This window comes from Bradyrhizobium betae, assembly GCF_004123905.1.
Taxonomy (GTDB): Bacteria; Pseudomonadota; Alphaproteobacteria; order Rhizobiales; family Xanthobacteraceae; genus Bradyrhizobium; species Bradyrhizobium betae_A.
Map to the genome: position 1 here is coordinate 82,943 of NZ_MZXW01000004.1, position 15,556 is coordinate 98,498.

14 protein-coding genes are annotated in these 15,556 nt (G+C 66.4%); all 14 read right to left on the reverse strand.

Going from position 1 to position 15,556, the window contains the following annotated elements; translation table 11 throughout:
- Positions 1-8: 8 nt before the first annotated feature.
- From B5V03_RS00510 to B5V03_RS00575, 14 genes are read right to left on the reverse strand one after another with little or no spacing between them, the layout of a single operon-like run.
- On the reverse strand, positions 9-893 hold the full coding sequence (locus B5V03_RS00510) for an amidohydrolase family protein (protein WP_129267335.1): 885 nt from the start codon (positions 891-893) through the stop codon (positions 9-11).
- Positions 890-2,011 carry a vWA domain-containing protein gene (locus B5V03_RS00515; protein WP_129267336.1) on the reverse strand — a complete coding sequence of 374 codons (1,122 nt, stop codon included), beginning with the start codon at positions 2,009-2,011 and terminating at the stop codon, positions 890-892. Before B5V03_RS00515 ends, B5V03_RS00510 begins: the two co-directional genes overlap by 4 nt.
- Positions 2,008-2,889, reverse strand: a complete 882-nt coding sequence (locus B5V03_RS00520; protein ID WP_129267337.1) for an AAA family ATPase — start codon at positions 2,887-2,889, stop codon at positions 2,008-2,010. The genes B5V03_RS00515 and B5V03_RS00520 overlap by 4 nt, the downstream gene beginning before the upstream one ends.
- Positions 2,890-2,901: 12 nt before the next feature.
- Positions 2,902-3,924, reverse strand: a complete 1,023-nt coding sequence (locus B5V03_RS00525; RefSeq protein ID WP_129267338.1) for a xanthine dehydrogenase family protein molybdopterin-binding subunit — start codon at positions 3,922-3,924, stop codon at positions 2,902-2,904.
- On the reverse strand, positions 3,925-5,514 hold the full coding sequence (locus B5V03_RS00530) for a xanthine dehydrogenase family protein molybdopterin-binding subunit (protein WP_129267339.1): 1,590 nt from the start codon (positions 5,512-5,514) through the stop codon (positions 3,925-3,927).
- A gap of 12 nt (positions 5,515-5,526) precedes the next feature.
- Positions 5,527-6,003, reverse strand: a complete 477-nt coding sequence (locus B5V03_RS00535) for a (2Fe-2S)-binding protein (protein WP_129267340.1) — start codon at positions 6,001-6,003, stop codon at positions 5,527-5,529.
- A gap of 5 nt (positions 6,004-6,008) precedes the next feature.
- Complete coding sequence (locus tag B5V03_RS00540; RefSeq protein WP_129267341.1) at positions 6,009-6,827, reverse strand: FAD binding domain-containing protein; 819 nt, start codon at positions 6,825-6,827, stop codon at positions 6,009-6,011.
- Entirely contained in the window at positions 6,828-7,271 is a 444-nt protein-coding gene (locus B5V03_RS00545) for an SRPBCC family protein (RefSeq protein WP_129267658.1), read from the reverse strand.
- 5 nt (positions 7,272-7,276) lie between these two features.
- Positions 7,277-7,714, reverse strand: a complete 438-nt coding sequence (locus tag B5V03_RS00550; protein WP_008140518.1) for an SRPBCC family protein — start codon at positions 7,712-7,714, stop codon at positions 7,277-7,279.
- Positions 7,715-7,724: 10 nt separating this feature from the next.
- Complete coding sequence (locus B5V03_RS00555; protein ID WP_129267342.1) at positions 7,725-10,625, reverse strand: flotillin family protein; 2,901 nt, start codon at positions 10,623-10,625, stop codon at positions 7,725-7,727.
- Positions 10,626-10,651: 26 nt separating this feature from the next.
- Positions 10,652-11,485 (reverse strand): phosphoenolpyruvate hydrolase family protein, encoded by an 834-nt coding sequence (locus B5V03_RS00560; protein ID WP_129267343.1) that lies wholly within the window; start codon positions 11,483-11,485, stop codon positions 10,652-10,654.
- Between the two features lie 3 nt (positions 11,486-11,488).
- Positions 11,489-13,705 (reverse strand): ABC transporter permease, encoded by a 2,217-nt coding sequence (locus B5V03_RS00565; protein ID WP_129267344.1) that lies wholly within the window; start codon positions 13,703-13,705, stop codon positions 11,489-11,491.
- The gene (locus B5V03_RS00570) at positions 13,698-14,480 is read right to left on the reverse strand and encodes an ABC transporter ATP-binding protein (RefSeq protein WP_129267345.1); all 783 of its coding nucleotides are present in this window, start codon (positions 14,478-14,480) and stop codon (positions 13,698-13,700) included. Before B5V03_RS00570 ends, B5V03_RS00565 begins: the two co-directional genes overlap by 8 nt.
- Positions 14,473-15,555: a branched-chain amino acid ABC transporter permease gene (locus tag B5V03_RS00575; RefSeq protein ID WP_129267346.1), complete on the reverse strand. Its 1,083-nt coding sequence runs from the start codon at positions 15,553-15,555 to the stop codon at positions 14,473-14,475. The genes B5V03_RS00570 and B5V03_RS00575 overlap by 8 nt, the downstream gene beginning before the upstream one ends.
- Between the last annotated feature and the right edge of the window lies 1 nt (position 15,556).

Genomic DNA, 15,556 nt, shown 5'->3' on the forward strand with positions numbered 1-15,556 from the left:
CTTGTCTGTCAAAGCCGGTAGACGCGCGTCGCCGTCGTCCTGAAGATCGCGTCCTGCTGCCCGGCGCTCAGCGGCGCAGCTGCCGCGCGAAACGCGTCGACGAGCTCGCGATAGCTGGTCCACAATTTCTCGATAGGAAAGTTGGAGCCGAACAGGCAGCGATCGGCGCCGAAGATTGCGACGGTATCCATCACCACGGCGGCGATATGCGCGGGGTCGTTGCGGTGAATGAAGGTGCCGAGCCCCGAGAGTTTCGAGACGACGTTCGGGCACGCCGCAAGCCTCGCCATCCCGGCGCGCCAGGCCGCACGTCCCGCCGGTGAGAGATCTTCGAGCATGCCGGCATGCTGGAGGATGAAGGTCACCTTCGGGCAGGACTCCGCGAGCTGCGCGGCATCCGGCATCTGCGGCGTGAACACCTGGAGATCAAAGCTCCAGCCATAATCGGCGAGGCGCGCAATGTTGCGGCGGATTACGGGATCGACGCAGAGATCGGGCTTGGCCGCGAAGCGATAGAGCGGGTTCTCATGCCAGTGCAGCTGCATCCGCACGCCGCGTACCAGCGGATAGCGCTTCAGCCGGTCGAGCTGCGGGCGAACGTCGTCCACGGCGAAATTGGCGTAGGCGACGATCGCATGCGGCCAGCCATGTTCGCCGGTGGTCTGCTGCACCCAGGCCACTTCGTCCTCGAAACGGTAGTTGGTCCAGTTGGTCTGGACGTAGACCGAGCGGGTGACGCGGGTGTCCTTGAGGTCGGAGAGATATTCCTGAATCGGATAGTCGCGGCGGATCGGCTCGTAGGATCCGAAGATGCGGGGCTGCATGGGGCCGGTCAGCCAGGGCAGGTCGGCCTGCCGCCAGATGTGATGATGCCCATCGACAATCTCGGTCACGCAACTCTCCTTCGTCCCAGTGCCAGTACATGCGCGACGATCGACGCGCTCGAGCCGCCGTCGACGAGGTCGTCGACATAGCGCGCGATCGCAATGAGTCCTTCGGTCTGCGGATGGAAGCCCGGTCCTGTCGCGAGCGGCGTCAGCCAGCTCACGCGCCAGGCCCGCCGCGACAGTTTTGCCACCGCGTCGCGCAGCGCATCGACTTCGCCGCGCTCCAGCCCGTCCGAGACCACGACCACAGCTGCCCCGCGCGCATAGCCGCCGAAGCGGGGCACGGCGAGGAAGGCCTGCAGCGCATCGCCAATGCGGGTGCCGCCGTCCCAGTCGCTGACGAGATGGGCGGCCGCATTCAGTGCCTGCTCGCGGCGCTTCAGACGCAGCGCGCGAGTGACGCGGGTCAGCCGCGTGCCGAGGGTGAAGACCTCGACATTGGGGGCCGCCTGCACCAGCGCATGGGCCAGCTTTATGTTCTCCTCGGTGCAGCTCTTCATCGAACCGGAGACGTCGATCAGCAACAGGAATTTTCGCGGGCGCGGGCGCCGCTTCATGTGGCCGAGCCGCAAAATCTCGCCGTCGCTGCGGACGCTGTCGCGCAAGGTACGGCGGAGATCGGCAAAGGGCCCGCGGCGGGCACGCATGCGCCGATGGCCGCGCCGCCGGGGCAGGCGCCGTGGTCCTTGGCGCGCGAGCAGGCGCAGCGCCTCGGCCGTGGAGAGCTGCGCGAAGCGGCGCTCGACCAGCGCTTCGGTGCGGGTCGCGGTCAGACCGGATTCATTGGCGTCGTCGGAGAGAAGCGGTTCCCCGTCGCCGCGGCCTTCCTCCTGGAGCCGAACGGTTTCGTCGTCCTCGCCGTCATCGGCATACTCGATGGTCTCGCTACCACGGAAGTGAAGATCAAATAGCCGGTCGAAGGTTACGCGTCGCTCCGGCCGCGGGGCGAGGGTGGCCAGTGCCGCCTGCCTGATATCCCCGAGGTCGCGCGGGCCGAGCAGCTCGATCGCGGTGAGGAATGCGGTCGTTTGCTCCGGCGCGACAGCAAAGCTGTTGGCGCGGAGCAGTGCGACGAAGGAGACGAAGACGCGGGCGGCGCGCGGCAATTGGAGCTCGGTGCTCATGCGGTTGCCTCCGCAAGCATCGCGTCGAGCCGGGGCGCGATGAAATGCAGGTCTTCTTCGTCCTTTAGTGCCACGCCGATCGAGCGCTTGAAGGCATCAGGCCAGCGTGCGCCACCCTTGTTGAGGAGCGTTGCGGCCTCGGCCCAGTCGACGGCTTCGGCGATGCCGGGCGCCTTGCTCAGCGGTTCGCGCCGGAGCTTGCCGACGGCCGCGACGACAGCGCGTGCAGTGGCTTCGGCAACGCTGGAGGCCCGCAGCATGACGATGCGCGCCTCGCGCTCTTCGGTGGGATAGTCGATCCAGTGATAGACACAGCGGCGGCGGAGCGCCTCGTGCAGGTCGCGTGTCCGGTTTGACGTCAGCACGACCGCGGGACGTTCGGCGGCGCGCACTGTGCCGCGTTCGGGGATCGAGATCTGGAAGTCGGACAGGAATTCGAGCAGGAAAGCCTCGAACTCCTGGTCGGCGCGGTCGATTTCGTCGATCAGCAGCACGGTCGAATCCGGCGCGCGCAGGGTCGCCAGCATCGGCCGCTCGATCAAAAAAGTCTCGCCATAGATGTCGATGCTCTCATCGCCGGCCTGGCGGATCGCGAGCATCTGGCGCGGATAGTTCCACTCGTAGAGTGCCGCGGAGGCGTCGATGCCTTCATAGCATTGCAGGCGGATCAGGCGGCGGCCGAGCACGGCAGCGATGGCTTTTGCCGCTTCGGTCTTGCCGACACCCGGCGCGCCCTCGAGCAGCAGCGGCTTGCCCAGCGCAAGACCGAGATAGGCGGCCGTTGCAAGGCCCTCGTCCGCGAGGTAATAGGCCGCGCGCAACGCCTTCTCTAGCGCCTCTGGACTATCAATGCCGACGATGTTGCTGCGGACTGCCATCAACCAAAACCTCTAGCGCCGCGCCTGCGGCCGCGCGCCGCCCTGGGCTCTTATCGCGCGCAGCACCTTTTCCGGTGTGATCGGCAGATCGTCGATGCGCACGCCGACCGCGTTGAAGATCGCATTTGCCACGGCCGGCAGCACCGGGTTCGCGCACATCTCGCCGGGGCCTTTGGCGCCAAACGGACCGTCAGGGGCAGGGCGCTCCAGCACCGCGATATCGTGCGGGCAGATGTCACCGGGGCCGGGCATCAGATATTCGACGAAGTCGCGCGGACCGTGAATGGGTTCGGGATAGTAGGGCTCGGGCGTCTCATAGAGAGCGTGACTGACGCCCATCCAGGCGCCGCCGACGAGCTGCTGCTCGACCAGGCGCGGATTGAGCGCGCGCCCGAGCTCATAGGCCGAGTCCATCCGCACCATCGCGACTTCGCCGGTTTCGTCATCGACATCGACCTCGGCGACGAGGCAGGCATGGGCGTAGCAGGTCGCGGGCGACATCTCGCCGGTCTCAGGGTCGACGTTGGAGAGCGGCACGAGGAAGATACCGCGGCCGGAGATCGTTTTGCCCTGCCTGAACTGGGCGGCGATCGCGACGTCCTTGGTTGAGATCGAGCGGTGCGGCGCGCCCTTGACGTGAATGTTGCCGCGTCCGTCGGTTTCGAGATCGGCAGCGTTGACCTCCAGCTCCTCGGCGGCGGCTTCCATCATCACACCGCGAGCTTCGCGCGCGGCCGCCATCACGGCGTTGCCGACGCGATGGGTGCCGCGCGAGGCAAACGAGCCCATGCAATGCGGGCCGGTGTCGGAATCGGCCGTGTCGACATAGACGTCCTCGACCGGCACGCCGAGCGTCTCCGCACAGATCTGCCGCGTCACCGACTTCATGCCCTGTCCCAAATCGATCGACGACAGCGCCACGGTGAACTTGCCGCTCGGGTTGGAATGCACCAGCGCCTGGCTGGGGTCGCCGCCGAGATTCATGCCGATGGGATAATTGATCGACGCGATGCCGCGTCCGCGATGCCTGGTCATCTAGCGCCTCCTGGTGCCGAAGACGGAGGAGAAACGGGCCGCGCCGTGCGAGGGTGCGGCCGGCCGCGGTGAGGGCGGCGGCGGTGGCGGTGGCTCGTGCGGCGGTTCGCGGGTGACGGTCGGCGGAAGCCGGTCATAGCTGGTGCGCTGCTGGACCGGCGCGGTCGGCCGCGCGCGCGAAGAATCCGTCGGCGTCGGCGGGATCACGGCGCGGCTGCCGCCGCCATCCTTGCGCGAGGACGCCCGCTTGAACTCCTCGCGGAGCGGCCATTTTGCCTTTTCGGCTGCGACCTGCACGCACTCGATCAGTGCGGTGTTCTTGGCCTCGCGCCGGTGTGCCTTCATGTCGCCGTCGCGATAGGCGTTGAGGATCCGAAACTCCATCGGGTCCATGTTGATGAGGTGCGCCAGCTTGTCCATCTGGCATTCGATCGCGAAATCCATCGCGGTGACGCCGAAGCCGCGCATTGCTGTGGCCGGCGTGCGGTTGGTGAAGACGCAATAGACGTCACCATAGACATTGGGGATAGTGTAGGGCCCGGGCAAATGCGCGGCGCATTTTACGGCGGCGTAGCTGGATAGGCGCGTATAGGCGCCGCTGTCGAAATAGCATCGGATCTTGCGCGCGACGACGCGGCCGTCGCGCATCACGCCGTCCTTGATAAAGATGCGCTCGGCGCCGCGCGGCGGGCCGTATTGCATCTCCTCCTCGCGGCCGAACACGTAGCGCACGGGCCGCCCCGTCAGCATCGCGCCGAGGATCGCAAGCGGCTCGGTCAGCGTATCCACCTTGCCGCCAAAACCGCCGCCGACGGTACCGCCGATGAAGTGGAAGGTGTTGGAGGGCACGTCCAAAATCTTGGCGCAGGTGTCGACCGAGAAGAACAGCGCCTGCGTCGAGGTATAAACGACATAGCGACCGTTGGTATCAGGGGCCGCAATCGCGCCGTTGGTCTCGGTCGGCGCGTGCTCGATCGGCGACATCTGGTAGCGCTGCTCCAGCACGTGATCGGCGGTCGCGAGTGCTGCGTCGGCATCGCCGAAGCGCAGCTTCTGGTGATCGTAGGTCTCGTGATAGGTGAACGTGTTCTTCGGGTAGGTTTCGTTGACCACGGGCGCGCCCGGTTTCAGCGCATCCTCGACGTCGAACACGGCAGGCAGCGGCTCGTAGTCGACCTTGACCTTGGCGACCGCCTCAAAGGCCTCGCGCTCGCTGTCGGCGACAACAGCGACGATCGGTTCGCCCTTGTAGCGGACCTTGTCGACGGCCAGCGACGGCTCGTCGTCCTTGCCGAAATTGATCAGGCTGAGAAGGGTGTTGAGATTGACCGGCACGTCAGTGCCACGAATGATCCGGCGCACACCGGCCGAGCGCTCGGCTTCGGCGGTATCGATGCGGCGAATCCTGGCATGGGCCTGCGTCGAGCGAACGACCTTCAAATGCAGCATGCCCTGAAGCTTGTGGTCATTGAAATAGCTCGACGTGCCCGTGACGTGGCCGAGCATGTCCTGGCGCTGGGTGCCCTTGCCGATTTCCTTGAGGTTATCGTCGCGCTCGTCGGCGAAAATGTCCTTGCGTAGTTCCAGCATGGTCGACTTCCCTTAAGCGCTGGCCCTGCCGCCGGCGGCGGCGAGGATGGCATTGATGATCGGCTCATAGCCGGTGCAGCGGCAGATGTTGCCGGAGATGGCCTCGATGACCTCGTCGCGAGTTGGCGATGGATTGCGGTCGAGCAGGGCCTTTGCGGCCATCAGCATGCCCGGCGTGCAATAGCCGCACTGGGCGGCAAAATTGTCAGCGAAGGCGCGCTGGAGCGGATGCAGGTTCGGGCCCTGCTTCATGCCGTCGAGCGTTTCGATGGAGCGACCGGCCACTGTCTCTGCCAGTGTCAGGCAGGAGAGGTGCAACTCGCCGTCGATCAGCACGCTGCAGGTGCCGCAGCCGCCCTGGCCGCAGCCGAATTTTGGCGTCATGTCGCCGATCAGCTCGCGCAGCGCCACCAGCAAATTGGTGCCACCGTCCACGAAGATCGCGACGTCGCGGCCGTTATGCCGAAATTGCAGAGGGATCTTGGACATGGGCTCTATTCCTGTCCCGACAGCAGACGGCGGAGATGCACGCCGACGATCTCGCGGCGATACCAGGCGCTGCCGAGCGCGTTGTCGCTTGGCGATGTTCCCTCGGTCGCTGCGGATGCAGCAGCCGCGATGGTCGCGGTGTCCAACGAGCGTCCCTCTAGTGCCCTCTCGGCGGCGCGGGCGCGAATCTGCGTCGGCGCCATCGAACCCAGTGCGATCCGCGCGCCCGCGATTCGGCCGCCCGAGATCGGCAGATGTGCGGCAAGGGTGATGACCGAGCCGCCCTTCGGCTTGATACGGGCGATTTTGCGATAGCGGAACGCCTCGGTGCTCGCCGGCCGGGTGCAGGACACCGATAGCACAAGCGTCCCGGCCTGCCGGTCGCGTGCCTGCAAAAACTCCTCGATCGGGATGTCGCGCGAGCCAAAGCCGCCTTGCATCGCCACGGTGGCATCGAGTGCCAGCAGTGCGACGGCGAAATCGCCGTAGGGGTTTGGCGCAAAGAGATTACCGCCGACAGTCCCCATGTTGCGCACGGCGGGACCGCCGATCGAGCGTGCCGGCGCATGCAGGAAGGCGAGGTCGCGTTCGGCGAGGACGCGGGCGAAGGTGACGCCGGCGCCGAGTGTGATGCGCGGGCCGGATGCGTCGATCCGAATCAGCGTCTGGTCCTGGGCGCGAACGACGGTCGAGATCGACACGTCGCCTTCATTCAGCGCTCGCATGACCAGCGTGCCGCCGCCGAGATAGCGCGCGCTGCGGTCGGAGGACAGCGCTCCGGCCGCCTCAGTGGCACTGCTGAAAGTCTTCACGGTTACGGCCATCTAGGCGGCCTCCTTGAGATGCCGGCGGATTGCTTCGAACCCGGCCTGATAAATGTCTTCGGCGACCATGTGGGTGATGCGGTCGCGGTCCTCGGGCTTGGTCGTGAAGCGCGACTCCCAATGCCAGAACGTGCGGTCGCCGTCGGTAACCGGCAGCAGGCGGACATGGGCGACGTAATTGAACATCGGGATCGGGGTATCGAGCAGGCAATAGCTGAAGCTTTGTTCGAGGTCGGACAGCGCCAGCAATTGCTCGCGCAGCTCGGCACCGTCCTTGAGCTTGAAGCGCCTGATGCAGCCGATCTTGTCCGAAGAATGCGCACGCTCGATTGAAGAGGTCGCAACCGCCGGATGCCAGCGGTCGTGCCCGTTGAAATCGCGCAGCACCGACCACGCCGCGTCGGTCGGCGCGTCCAGGATAGTGCTTTTGACGATATGCGGCACGGCCATCAGCCTCCGAACACGCGCTTCAGCGCATCGAACCCGCCCTGGAACACGCCGCCGCCGATATTGCCGACAAGCTCCGTCTCGCGCTCCGGCGCGCAGTCGAACTCGGCGGTCCATTCCATGAAGGTCTGGTCACCGTCGGTGACGGGTGTCAGCCGCAACGTTGCGACATAATTCTCGACGCCCATCGGGGATTCCAGGATCGAATAGGTGCAGAACATGTCGTAGTCGGAGAGCCCCAAAAGCTTCTCGCGAATACGGTCGCCGTTGCGCAGCCGAAAGTCCCTGACACAGCCGATCTTGTCGGATGGCTCGCCGCCCTCGATGCGGCTTTCGGCGATCGCGGGGTGCCAGTTCGGCAGGCCGTTGAAGTCGCGCACCCGCGCCCAGACGCGGTCGTTGCGCGCATTGACGACGGTGGAGACGTAGACGCGGGGCATCGGTCAGACCTCAGCTCTTCTTCCGCGGACCGCGCTCGGCCGGCGGTTCACCGCCGCCCTCAGCCGCCGGCGGGGACGCCGCCGGCCTGTCGCCACCGCCCTTGCGTGCGGACTCCTTGATGCCCTGCATGTCGCGGGCCTCGCGGATCAGGCCTGGCATCTTTGAAAGGCTCCCACCCTCGACGCCAATGTCCGCCAGGATCGAGTCGATCAGCGGCGCCTGTACGCGGTAGCGCAAGGCCGAGTCGATCACCTCGTCGGTGGCGCTGCGGCCGCCATTGCCACCATGGCCGTTGCCGTTGAGGCCGTCGACCTGGAGGATGCGGATGCCCTCGATCTTCTCCATCGGCTTGACGCTCTCGCGCACGATGCCCTCGATGCGGTCGAGCAGCTTGCGGCGGAACAGCGAGTAGCGCGCCTGGTCGGTGAGCACGTTCTCGGCTTCGTTGAGCATGCGCTGCGCTTCGGCCTCCACGGCTGCGCGCACGCGCTCCGCCTCAGCGGCGATACGGATCTCCTCGGCCTGCTTCTCGGCCAGCAGCACCTCGACCGTCTTGCGGCGTTTTGCAATTTCGCTCTCGCGGGCGGTAATGACGCGCTCAGTCGCTTCCGCTGCCCGCATCCGGGCCTCCTCAGCCATCGCCTTGGCTGCGGATTCTTCCAGCGACTTCTGGTGAATGGCGATGGCCTTCTCCATCAGGACCGTCTCGACCTCCTTCTCGCGGTTGACCTCGAGCTTGCGCAGCTCACGTTCACGGCCGACACGGGCTTCGTCCAGACCCCTGTCAGACGCGATGCGCGCGCGCTCGACCTCCTCGCGGGAGGCGATCTCGGCTTCCTGGAGCGACTGCACGCGGGCCACTTCGAGCTGCTCGATCGCGCGGCGGCGCTCGAGGCGAGCGGCTTCCAGCGCCTGTTCGCGCGAAACGTCGGTGGTTTCGACCTCCTTGCGGGCAACGATCTCGGCCTGCCGGACCTGACGGTCGGCATCGATCCGCTCGGACTTTTTAGCAGAGAGCGCGATGACGCGGTCCTCGTCGGCGATCTCGATCGCCTTTTTCTGCTCGATATTGAGTACCTCGCGCTTCTTGGAGGAGTTGATCCGCTCGGCTTCGAGCGCGAGATCGACCGTAATGCGCTGGCGCTCGATGGCGTCGCGCCGCTTTAGTTCCGCGGCTTCCAGCACGCCGGTGCGTTCGATTTCGAGCGAGCGGGTGTGGCGCTCGGCCTCGATACGTTCGGCCGCGACCGCCTTTTCCTGGGCAATGCGGGCGGCCTCGATCGCCTCCCGGGAAGCGATGTCGGCTTCCTCGACGGCGCGGTTGCGGGCGATCTCCAGCGAGCGAACGCGCTCCTCTTGTGCGATGCGCGAAGCCTCGGTGGTCTCGCGAGCGGCGATGCCGGCGACTTCAAGGGTCTGGTTGCGCTCGATCTCGAGCTGACGCGTGTTCTGCTCGGCGGCGATACGCTCGGCTGAGAGCGTTCGCTCGCGCGCGATCCGGGCAGCTTCGACCGCGCGCTGCGCCTCGATCTCGGCTTCCTGGATGGTGCGGACCTGCCGGATCTCCAGCGCGCGGGTGCGCTCATCGGAGGAGATGCGCTCGACATTGACGATCAAGGTCTGGGCGATGCGGGCTTTTTCGGTGGCCTCGCGGGCGGCGATCTCGGCTTCGTCGACGGCGCGGGTGCGCTCGATCTCGCGGCGGCGGGTCTCTTCTTCGTTGGCGATGCGGGCATCAGTGACGACGCGGTCCTGCTGGATCCGCGCTTTCTCGATCGCTTCGCGGGCCGCGATCTCGGCTTCCTCGACGGTGCGCGTCCGCTCGATCTCGCGCTGGCGGACCTCGCGTTCGCTGGCGATCCGCGTCGTGTCGATCGAGCGCTGGTTGGCGATGCGGGTCTTCTCGATCTCCTCGCGCGCCAGCAGCTCCTTTTCCTCGATGGTGCGGGTGCGCTCGATCTCCTTCTGGCGGGTCTCACGCTCGGAGGCGATGCGGGCCTCGGCAATGGCCTGGTCATTGGCGATCCGCGCGCGTTCGATGGTTTCTCGCGCGGAAATCTGGGCCTGCTCGGCCTCGGTCTCGCGCAGGGCGCGTTCACGGGCGACCTCGGTGCGCTGGAGCGCGCGGCGCATCTCGATGTCGCGCTCCTGCTCCAGCCGGGCGGTCTCACTCTCGCGCTCGATTTCGAGCGCCTGCCGCTCGGCTTCCAGATTGCGGGTGCGGATCTTGATCATCGAGTCCTGCTCGATGTCGTTGCGCAGCTTGCGCCGGGCCTCGATGTCCTGCATCAGCTGGGTCAAGCCTTCAGCGTCGAAGCGGTTCGAGGGATTGAAGAATTCGAGGTCAGTCTGGTCGAGATCGGTGATGGCGACGGATTCCAGCTCGAGGCCGTTCTGGGCGAGGGCTTCGGCCGCATTGGTCTTGACGCGCACGACATAATCGCCGCGTCGCTCGTGCATCTCTTCCATAGTCATTTCGGAGGCGACGGAGCGGATTGCGGAGATGAACTTGCCGGCCAGCAGTGCATGAAGCTGTTCCGGCTCCATGGTGCGGCGGCCGAGGGTCGCCGCCGCAATCGAGACGGCCTCGCGGGTCGGCTGGACCCGGACATAGAAGTCGGCCTCGATATCGACACGCATGCGGTCGCGGGTGATGACGGCGTCCTGCCGTGACCGTACGATACCCATCGGTAGCACGTTCATGTTGACCGACGTGTAGTCGTGGATGAAGGGCAGCACGAAGGCGCCGCCATCGATCACTACGCGTTCGCCGAGGAAACCGGTCCGGACGAACGACACCTCCTTGGAGGAGCGGTGATAGAGCCAGTTGACGATGTAGACGCCAACCACGATCACGATAATGGCGACGATCAGCCAGAGGATGAGCTCGCCGACCAGGATCCCTGACATGTTTCCCTCCCTCAATCTGACGGGCGTTATCGCGCGCCGATCGCCTTGAATCTGCGGACCTGCTCCGTCAACGCCCGCTCCACCGGCAGCCGCTCCATCGAGGAGGCGCCGTAGAAGCCGTGGCAGTAACGGGTGTTCTTCATGATGAAATCGGCATCCGCGGGGTCCGCGATCGGGCCGCCATGGGCGAGTACCAGAATGTCGGGATTGACGCTGAGCGCGGCGGAGGCCCAGGTGTCGATGTGCGCCGGGCAGTCCTTGAGCTTGGGCGCGGTCTGCGCGCCGATCGTGCCGCCGGTGGTGAGCCCGAGATGGCAGACGATGATATCGGCGCCGGCGAGCGCCATCGCGGCGGCTTCCTTTTCGCTGAAGACGTAGGGCGTCGTCAGCAGATCCTTCTCGCGAGCCTTGGCGATCATGTCGATCTCCATCGCGTAGGACATGCCGGTCTCTTCGAGATTGGCGCGGAAGACGCCGTCGATCAGGCCGACGGTCGGAAAGTTCTGCACGCCGGCAAAGCCCAGTGCTTTCAGCTGCTCCAGGAACACGTCCATGTCGCGGAACGGGTCGGTGCCGTTGACGCCGGCAAGCACCGGCGTCTTGTGGACCACGGGCAGCACTTCACCGGCCATCTCCAGCACGATGGCGTTGGCGTCGCCGTACGGCATAAGACCCGCGAGCGAGCCGCGGCCGGCCATGCGGTAGCGGCCGGAATTGTAGATGACGATGAGATCGACGCCGCCGGCTTCCTCGCACTTGGCCGACAGGCCGGTGCCGGCGCCGCCGCCGACGATCGGCTCGCCACGCTTCGCCATCTCGCAAAACCGCTTCAGAAGTGCAGCGCGTTCAAACCGGGCCATCGGTCACCTCGCTAGTCTCCGGCGCGCCCCGGCGCGTCCGAACAACGTTCGGAACGCAGCGGTAATGGTCGAGGCGAACTCGGGATCGTTGATGTGTTGCTTGACGCGGATCAGCTGCCGGTTGCCGGTCTGCCGCACCGTGCGCTCCAGGCTACTGAACAGGGCTGCGTCGGCCTCGGGGTCCCAGAACGGCTGGCCGCGAGCATCGAGTGCGGAGACGCCGCCCTCGGGCAGGAAGAAGCGCACCGGCCGATCCATCTGGTTGAGCCGCTCGCCGATCCAGCGGCCCATGCGCTCGTTCTCTTCCGCTGTGGTGCGCATCAGTGTCACCTGCGGATTGTGGACGTGGAATTTTCGTCCGCGATAACGTTCAGGGATGGTATCGGGCGCGCCGAAATTGACCATGTCGAGCGCGCCGACCGAGCCGATATAGGGCACGCGGCTGCGGATGATCGCACTGAGGCGATCGTCGCTCGCCGGAAACACGCCGCCCATCAGCAGGTCGCAGATCTCGGTCGTGGTGAGATCGATCACACCGGCGAGCTGGCCGGAATCGACGAGCTTTTCCATCGAGCGGCCGCCGACGCCGGTGGCGTGGAACACGAGGCACTCGAAGTCCTCGCTCAGATCGGCCGCGATTGTCTGCACCGCCGGCGTGGTGACGCCGAACATGGTGATGCCGACCGACGGCAGGTCGGCGCTGGCGGTGCGCTCCCTGGCCTCGCGCTGATCGAGCCGTGCCTTGACCATGCCGGCGACGGCGTTGGCGCCGTTCGACAGCACCGCGCGCGAGATCGAGTTGAGGCCCTGCACGTCGGTGACCGAATACATCATGGTGATGTCGGCGGGGCCGACATAGGGCGCGACATCGCCCGAGGCGACCGAGGAGATGATCAGTTTCGGCATGCCGACGGGGAGGGTGCGCATGCCAGGCGCGACCAGCGAGGCCGCGCCCGAGCCGCCCGCCGAGATCACGCCGGCGATATTGCCCTGACGCTTGATCCAGTTGGCAAACGCATCGGCCATCGCCGTCACGGCAGCGCCGCGGTCGGAGCCGAACACGGCGGAGCCGCCGCGGCCGTGGTTCAGCGCGATCTCCTGCGCGGAGACATCGCATGTCGCGTGCTTGCCGCGGGTGGAAACATCCACCAGTCGCGTGCGCAGGCCGGTCTCGGCAATGATGTCGCGGATGAAGCGCAGCTCCGTGCCCTTGGTATCGAGCGTGCCGACAACCAGGACGACGGGTGGCCCGGAGGTCTGCGCCGTCGCCGGCTCGCGCTTGCGCCGCGCGGTCTCGTCCAGACGCGCGACCTGGGTCGAGAGTGTACGCGCCGCGGCTTCGATGCGTCCGATCGGGACCGGCTGGGTCCAGCGCGTCGGTGGGCTTGGGTTGGAGATGTAGATCCGGATCGGGCCGCTCGCGCGCGCGGGCTGTGGCGCCGGCTTCGCTTCGGTGCCAGCTGCGGTCGCATCGACGTCCGGCTCCAGCTCGGCGTGCAGGCCGACGCCGAGCAGGCGTTGCTGAAGTTCGCGGTCGGCGGCGAGGCGCGCGGAGTCGATGATGCGGTTGATCCGGCCGTTGACCATGATCGCGACATTGCGCGAGATCGCGGTGGCGACGCCGATGTTCTGCTCGATCACGAGCACGGCCATGTCGCCTTCGTCTCCCAGCCGCAGCAGCATCTCCTCGACCTGGGCGACGATGACGGGCGCAAGCCCCTCGGTCGGCTCGTCCATGATCAGGAGGTGCGGATTGGTCACTAGCGCGCGCGAGATCGCGAGCATCTGCTGCTCGCCGCCGGAGAGCTGGCCGCCGCCGTGGTCCTTGCGTTCGGCGAGCCGCGGAAAGGTGTCGTAGATGCGCTCGACGGTCCAGGCGCCGGAGCGCATGCCGCCGGCGAGCTGCAAGTGCTCGTCGACGCTGAGGGAGCGCCAGAGCCGGCGTCCCTGCGGGACATAGCCGACGCCGAGCCGCGCGATGTGAGCGGGCTCCCGCCGCGTGATGTCCTCGCCGCGGACCCGGATCGAGCCGCCGCTGACGGGAACCATGCCCATGATGGCCTTGCACAGCGTGGTCTTGCCCATGCCGTTGCGTCCGACCACCGAGAACACACCGGCATCGAGCGAGAGGTCGACGCCCTGCAGCGCGTGCGAATGCCCGTAATAGACGTCGAGGCCGCGGACCTCGAGCGCGGCGGGCGCGCGGCGGACATCACTCATGGCCGCCTCCGAGATAAAGCTCCTGCACCTCGGGGTCAGACTGGATCTCCTCCGGCAGGCCTTCCTTGAAGATGCGACCATTGTGCATCATCGTCACGCTCTCGACGACGCGTAGTGCCACGTCCATGTCGTGCTCGATGATGATGTAGCCGATATGCGCCGGCAGCGAGGTCAGGATCTCGACCAGCTCGGCCCGCTCGGTCGGCGAGAGGCCGGCGGCGGGCTCGTCGAACAACACGAAACGCGGCGCACCGGCGAGCGCCAGCGCGATCTCGAGCTGACGCTGCTGGCCATGCGCAAGCTCTGCGACGCGCTGGTCCTTCACGGCGGAGAGATGCACCGCCTGCACCAGACTGTCGGTGGCGTGCATCAGCGCGTCGTTCTGACCGGGGCGCAGGAACGAGAACCGTCCGCGCGAGACGCCGCGGCAGGCAAGGTAGACGTTGTCCTGCACGGTGAGGCCGGGGAACAGCGCGGAGATCTGATAGGTCCGCCTGAGGCCGCGGCGGATCCGCTCATAGGGCGGGAAATGCGTGACGTCCTCACCGAAGAAGCGAATGGTGCCGGAGGAGGGCGGGAAGTCGCCGGTGATGCAGTTGAACAGCGTGGTCTTGCCGGCGCCGTTGGAGCCGAGCACCGCGCGACGTTCGCCGGGGCGCACTGTGATGGTGACGTCGGTCAGTGCTGCCAGCGCGCCGAACAGCCGCGTCACGCCACGCAGCTCCAGGGCCGCGCCGGCGCCGACGACCGAGAGGCGCTGCGCGACGCTATCCATGGCCGGGCCCTCCGCTTGGGCGATCCGTCCGAGGACGTTGGCTCTGGCGCCAGCGCTGCCACAGGCCGATCACGCCGTCCGACGACCAGAACACGATGGCGAGGAAGCCGAGCCCGATCAGCAGGCGGAAGCGATTGCCGTCGAGCCCGATCTTGACCAGGAAGTCGAGCGCAAAGGTGCGCAGCAGGACGAACACCAGCGCGCCGATATAGGGCCCGACCGGACGGGCAATGCCGCCGACGATGGCGATGATGAGGACGTCGATGCAGGCGCCGACACTGACCGTACCCGGCGAGATCTGGCGATAGTTCCAGACTTGGAGCACCCCGGCGAGGCCCGCGATGAAGGAGGCTACAGCATAGGCCGCGACGCGGTGGGCGTTGACGTTGAAGCCGAGCGCGGCCATGCGGCGCGGATTGTCGCGCACGCCCTGGAGAGCGAGTCCGAACGGCGCACGCGCAATATAGTCGACGGCGAAATAGCAGAGCGCGGCAACCGCGAGCACGATGTAATAGAAGGGAATGTCAGAACGCCAGTTGACGCCCCAGAAATGCGGCGTCGACACGTTGTTGATGCCGGTGTGGCCGTTGAAGATCGCCCAGTTCTGGTTGGTGAAGTAGTAGAAGGCTGCACCAATCGCGAGCGTGATCATGATGGTGTAAATTCCTTCGGTGCGCACCGCGAGCGCGCCACCGAGCGTGCCGAAGATGGTCGCGAGCGTCAGCGCCATCGGCACCGCCAGCCACCACGGCCAGCCCAGGCTGATATTGGCATTGCCGCTGGCGCCGAACACCGCGACCATGTAGGCGCAAAAGCCCGCGATGGTGAGCTGCATCAGGCTGACCATGCCGCCATAACCGGCCAGGAACATCAGGCTGAGCGCAATGGTGCCGAGGATCAGCGTCGTCGCAAAAATCTCGATCAGGAAGAAGCCGTTGGCGATCAGCGGCATGATCAGGAGGATGGCCGCCACGATCCAGGCCGCTGGATTGTTGATGTCGGGCCAGCCGCGCACCGCCGGACGCTGCGCCGTAGCGGGACGAGCGTGAACGCGGGCGTCGTGGGTGACGGACATG

Coding starts and splice junctions, on each gene's coding strand:
- B5V03_RS00520 (WP_129267337.1), bottom strand. CDS start 2,889: ATGGCAGTCCGCAGCAACATCGTCGGCATTGATAGTCCAGAGGCGCTA.
- B5V03_RS00540 (WP_129267341.1), bottom strand. CDS start 6,827: ATGGCCGTAACCGTGAAGACTTTCAGCAGTGCCACTGAGGCGGCCGGA.
- B5V03_RS00525 (WP_129267338.1), bottom strand. CDS start 3,924: ATGACCAGGCATCGCGGACGCGGCATCGCGTCGATCAATTATCCCATC.
- B5V03_RS00530 (WP_129267339.1), bottom strand. CDS start 5,514: ATGCTGGAACTACGCAAGGACATTTTCGCCGACGAGCGCGACGATAAC.
- B5V03_RS00555 (WP_129267342.1), bottom strand. CDS start 10,625: ATGTCAGGGATCCTGGTCGGCGAGCTCATCCTCTGGCTGATCGTCGCC.
- B5V03_RS00560 (WP_129267343.1), bottom strand. CDS start 11,485: ATGGCCCGGTTTGAACGCGCTGCACTTCTGAAGCGGTTTTGCGAGATG.
- B5V03_RS00515 (WP_129267336.1), bottom strand. CDS start 2,011: ATGAGCACCGAGCTCCAATTGCCGCGCGCCGCCCGCGTCTTCGTCTCC.
- B5V03_RS00575 (WP_129267346.1), bottom strand. CDS start 15,555: ATGTCCGTCACCCACGACGCCCGCGTTCACGCTCGTCCCGCTACGGCG.
- B5V03_RS00570 (WP_129267345.1), bottom strand. CDS start 14,480: ATGGATAGCGTCGCGCAGCGCCTCTCGGTCGTCGGCGCCGGCGCGGCC.
- B5V03_RS00535 (WP_129267340.1), bottom strand. CDS start 6,003: ATGTCCAAGATCCCTCTGCAATTTCGGCATAACGGCCGCGACGTCGCG.
- B5V03_RS00550 (WP_008140518.1), bottom strand. CDS start 7,714: ATGCCCCGCGTCTACGTCTCCACCGTCGTCAATGCGCGCAACGACCGC.
- B5V03_RS00565 (WP_129267344.1), bottom strand. CDS start 13,705: ATGAGTGATGTCCGCCGCGCGCCCGCCGCGCTCGAGGTCCGCGGCCTC.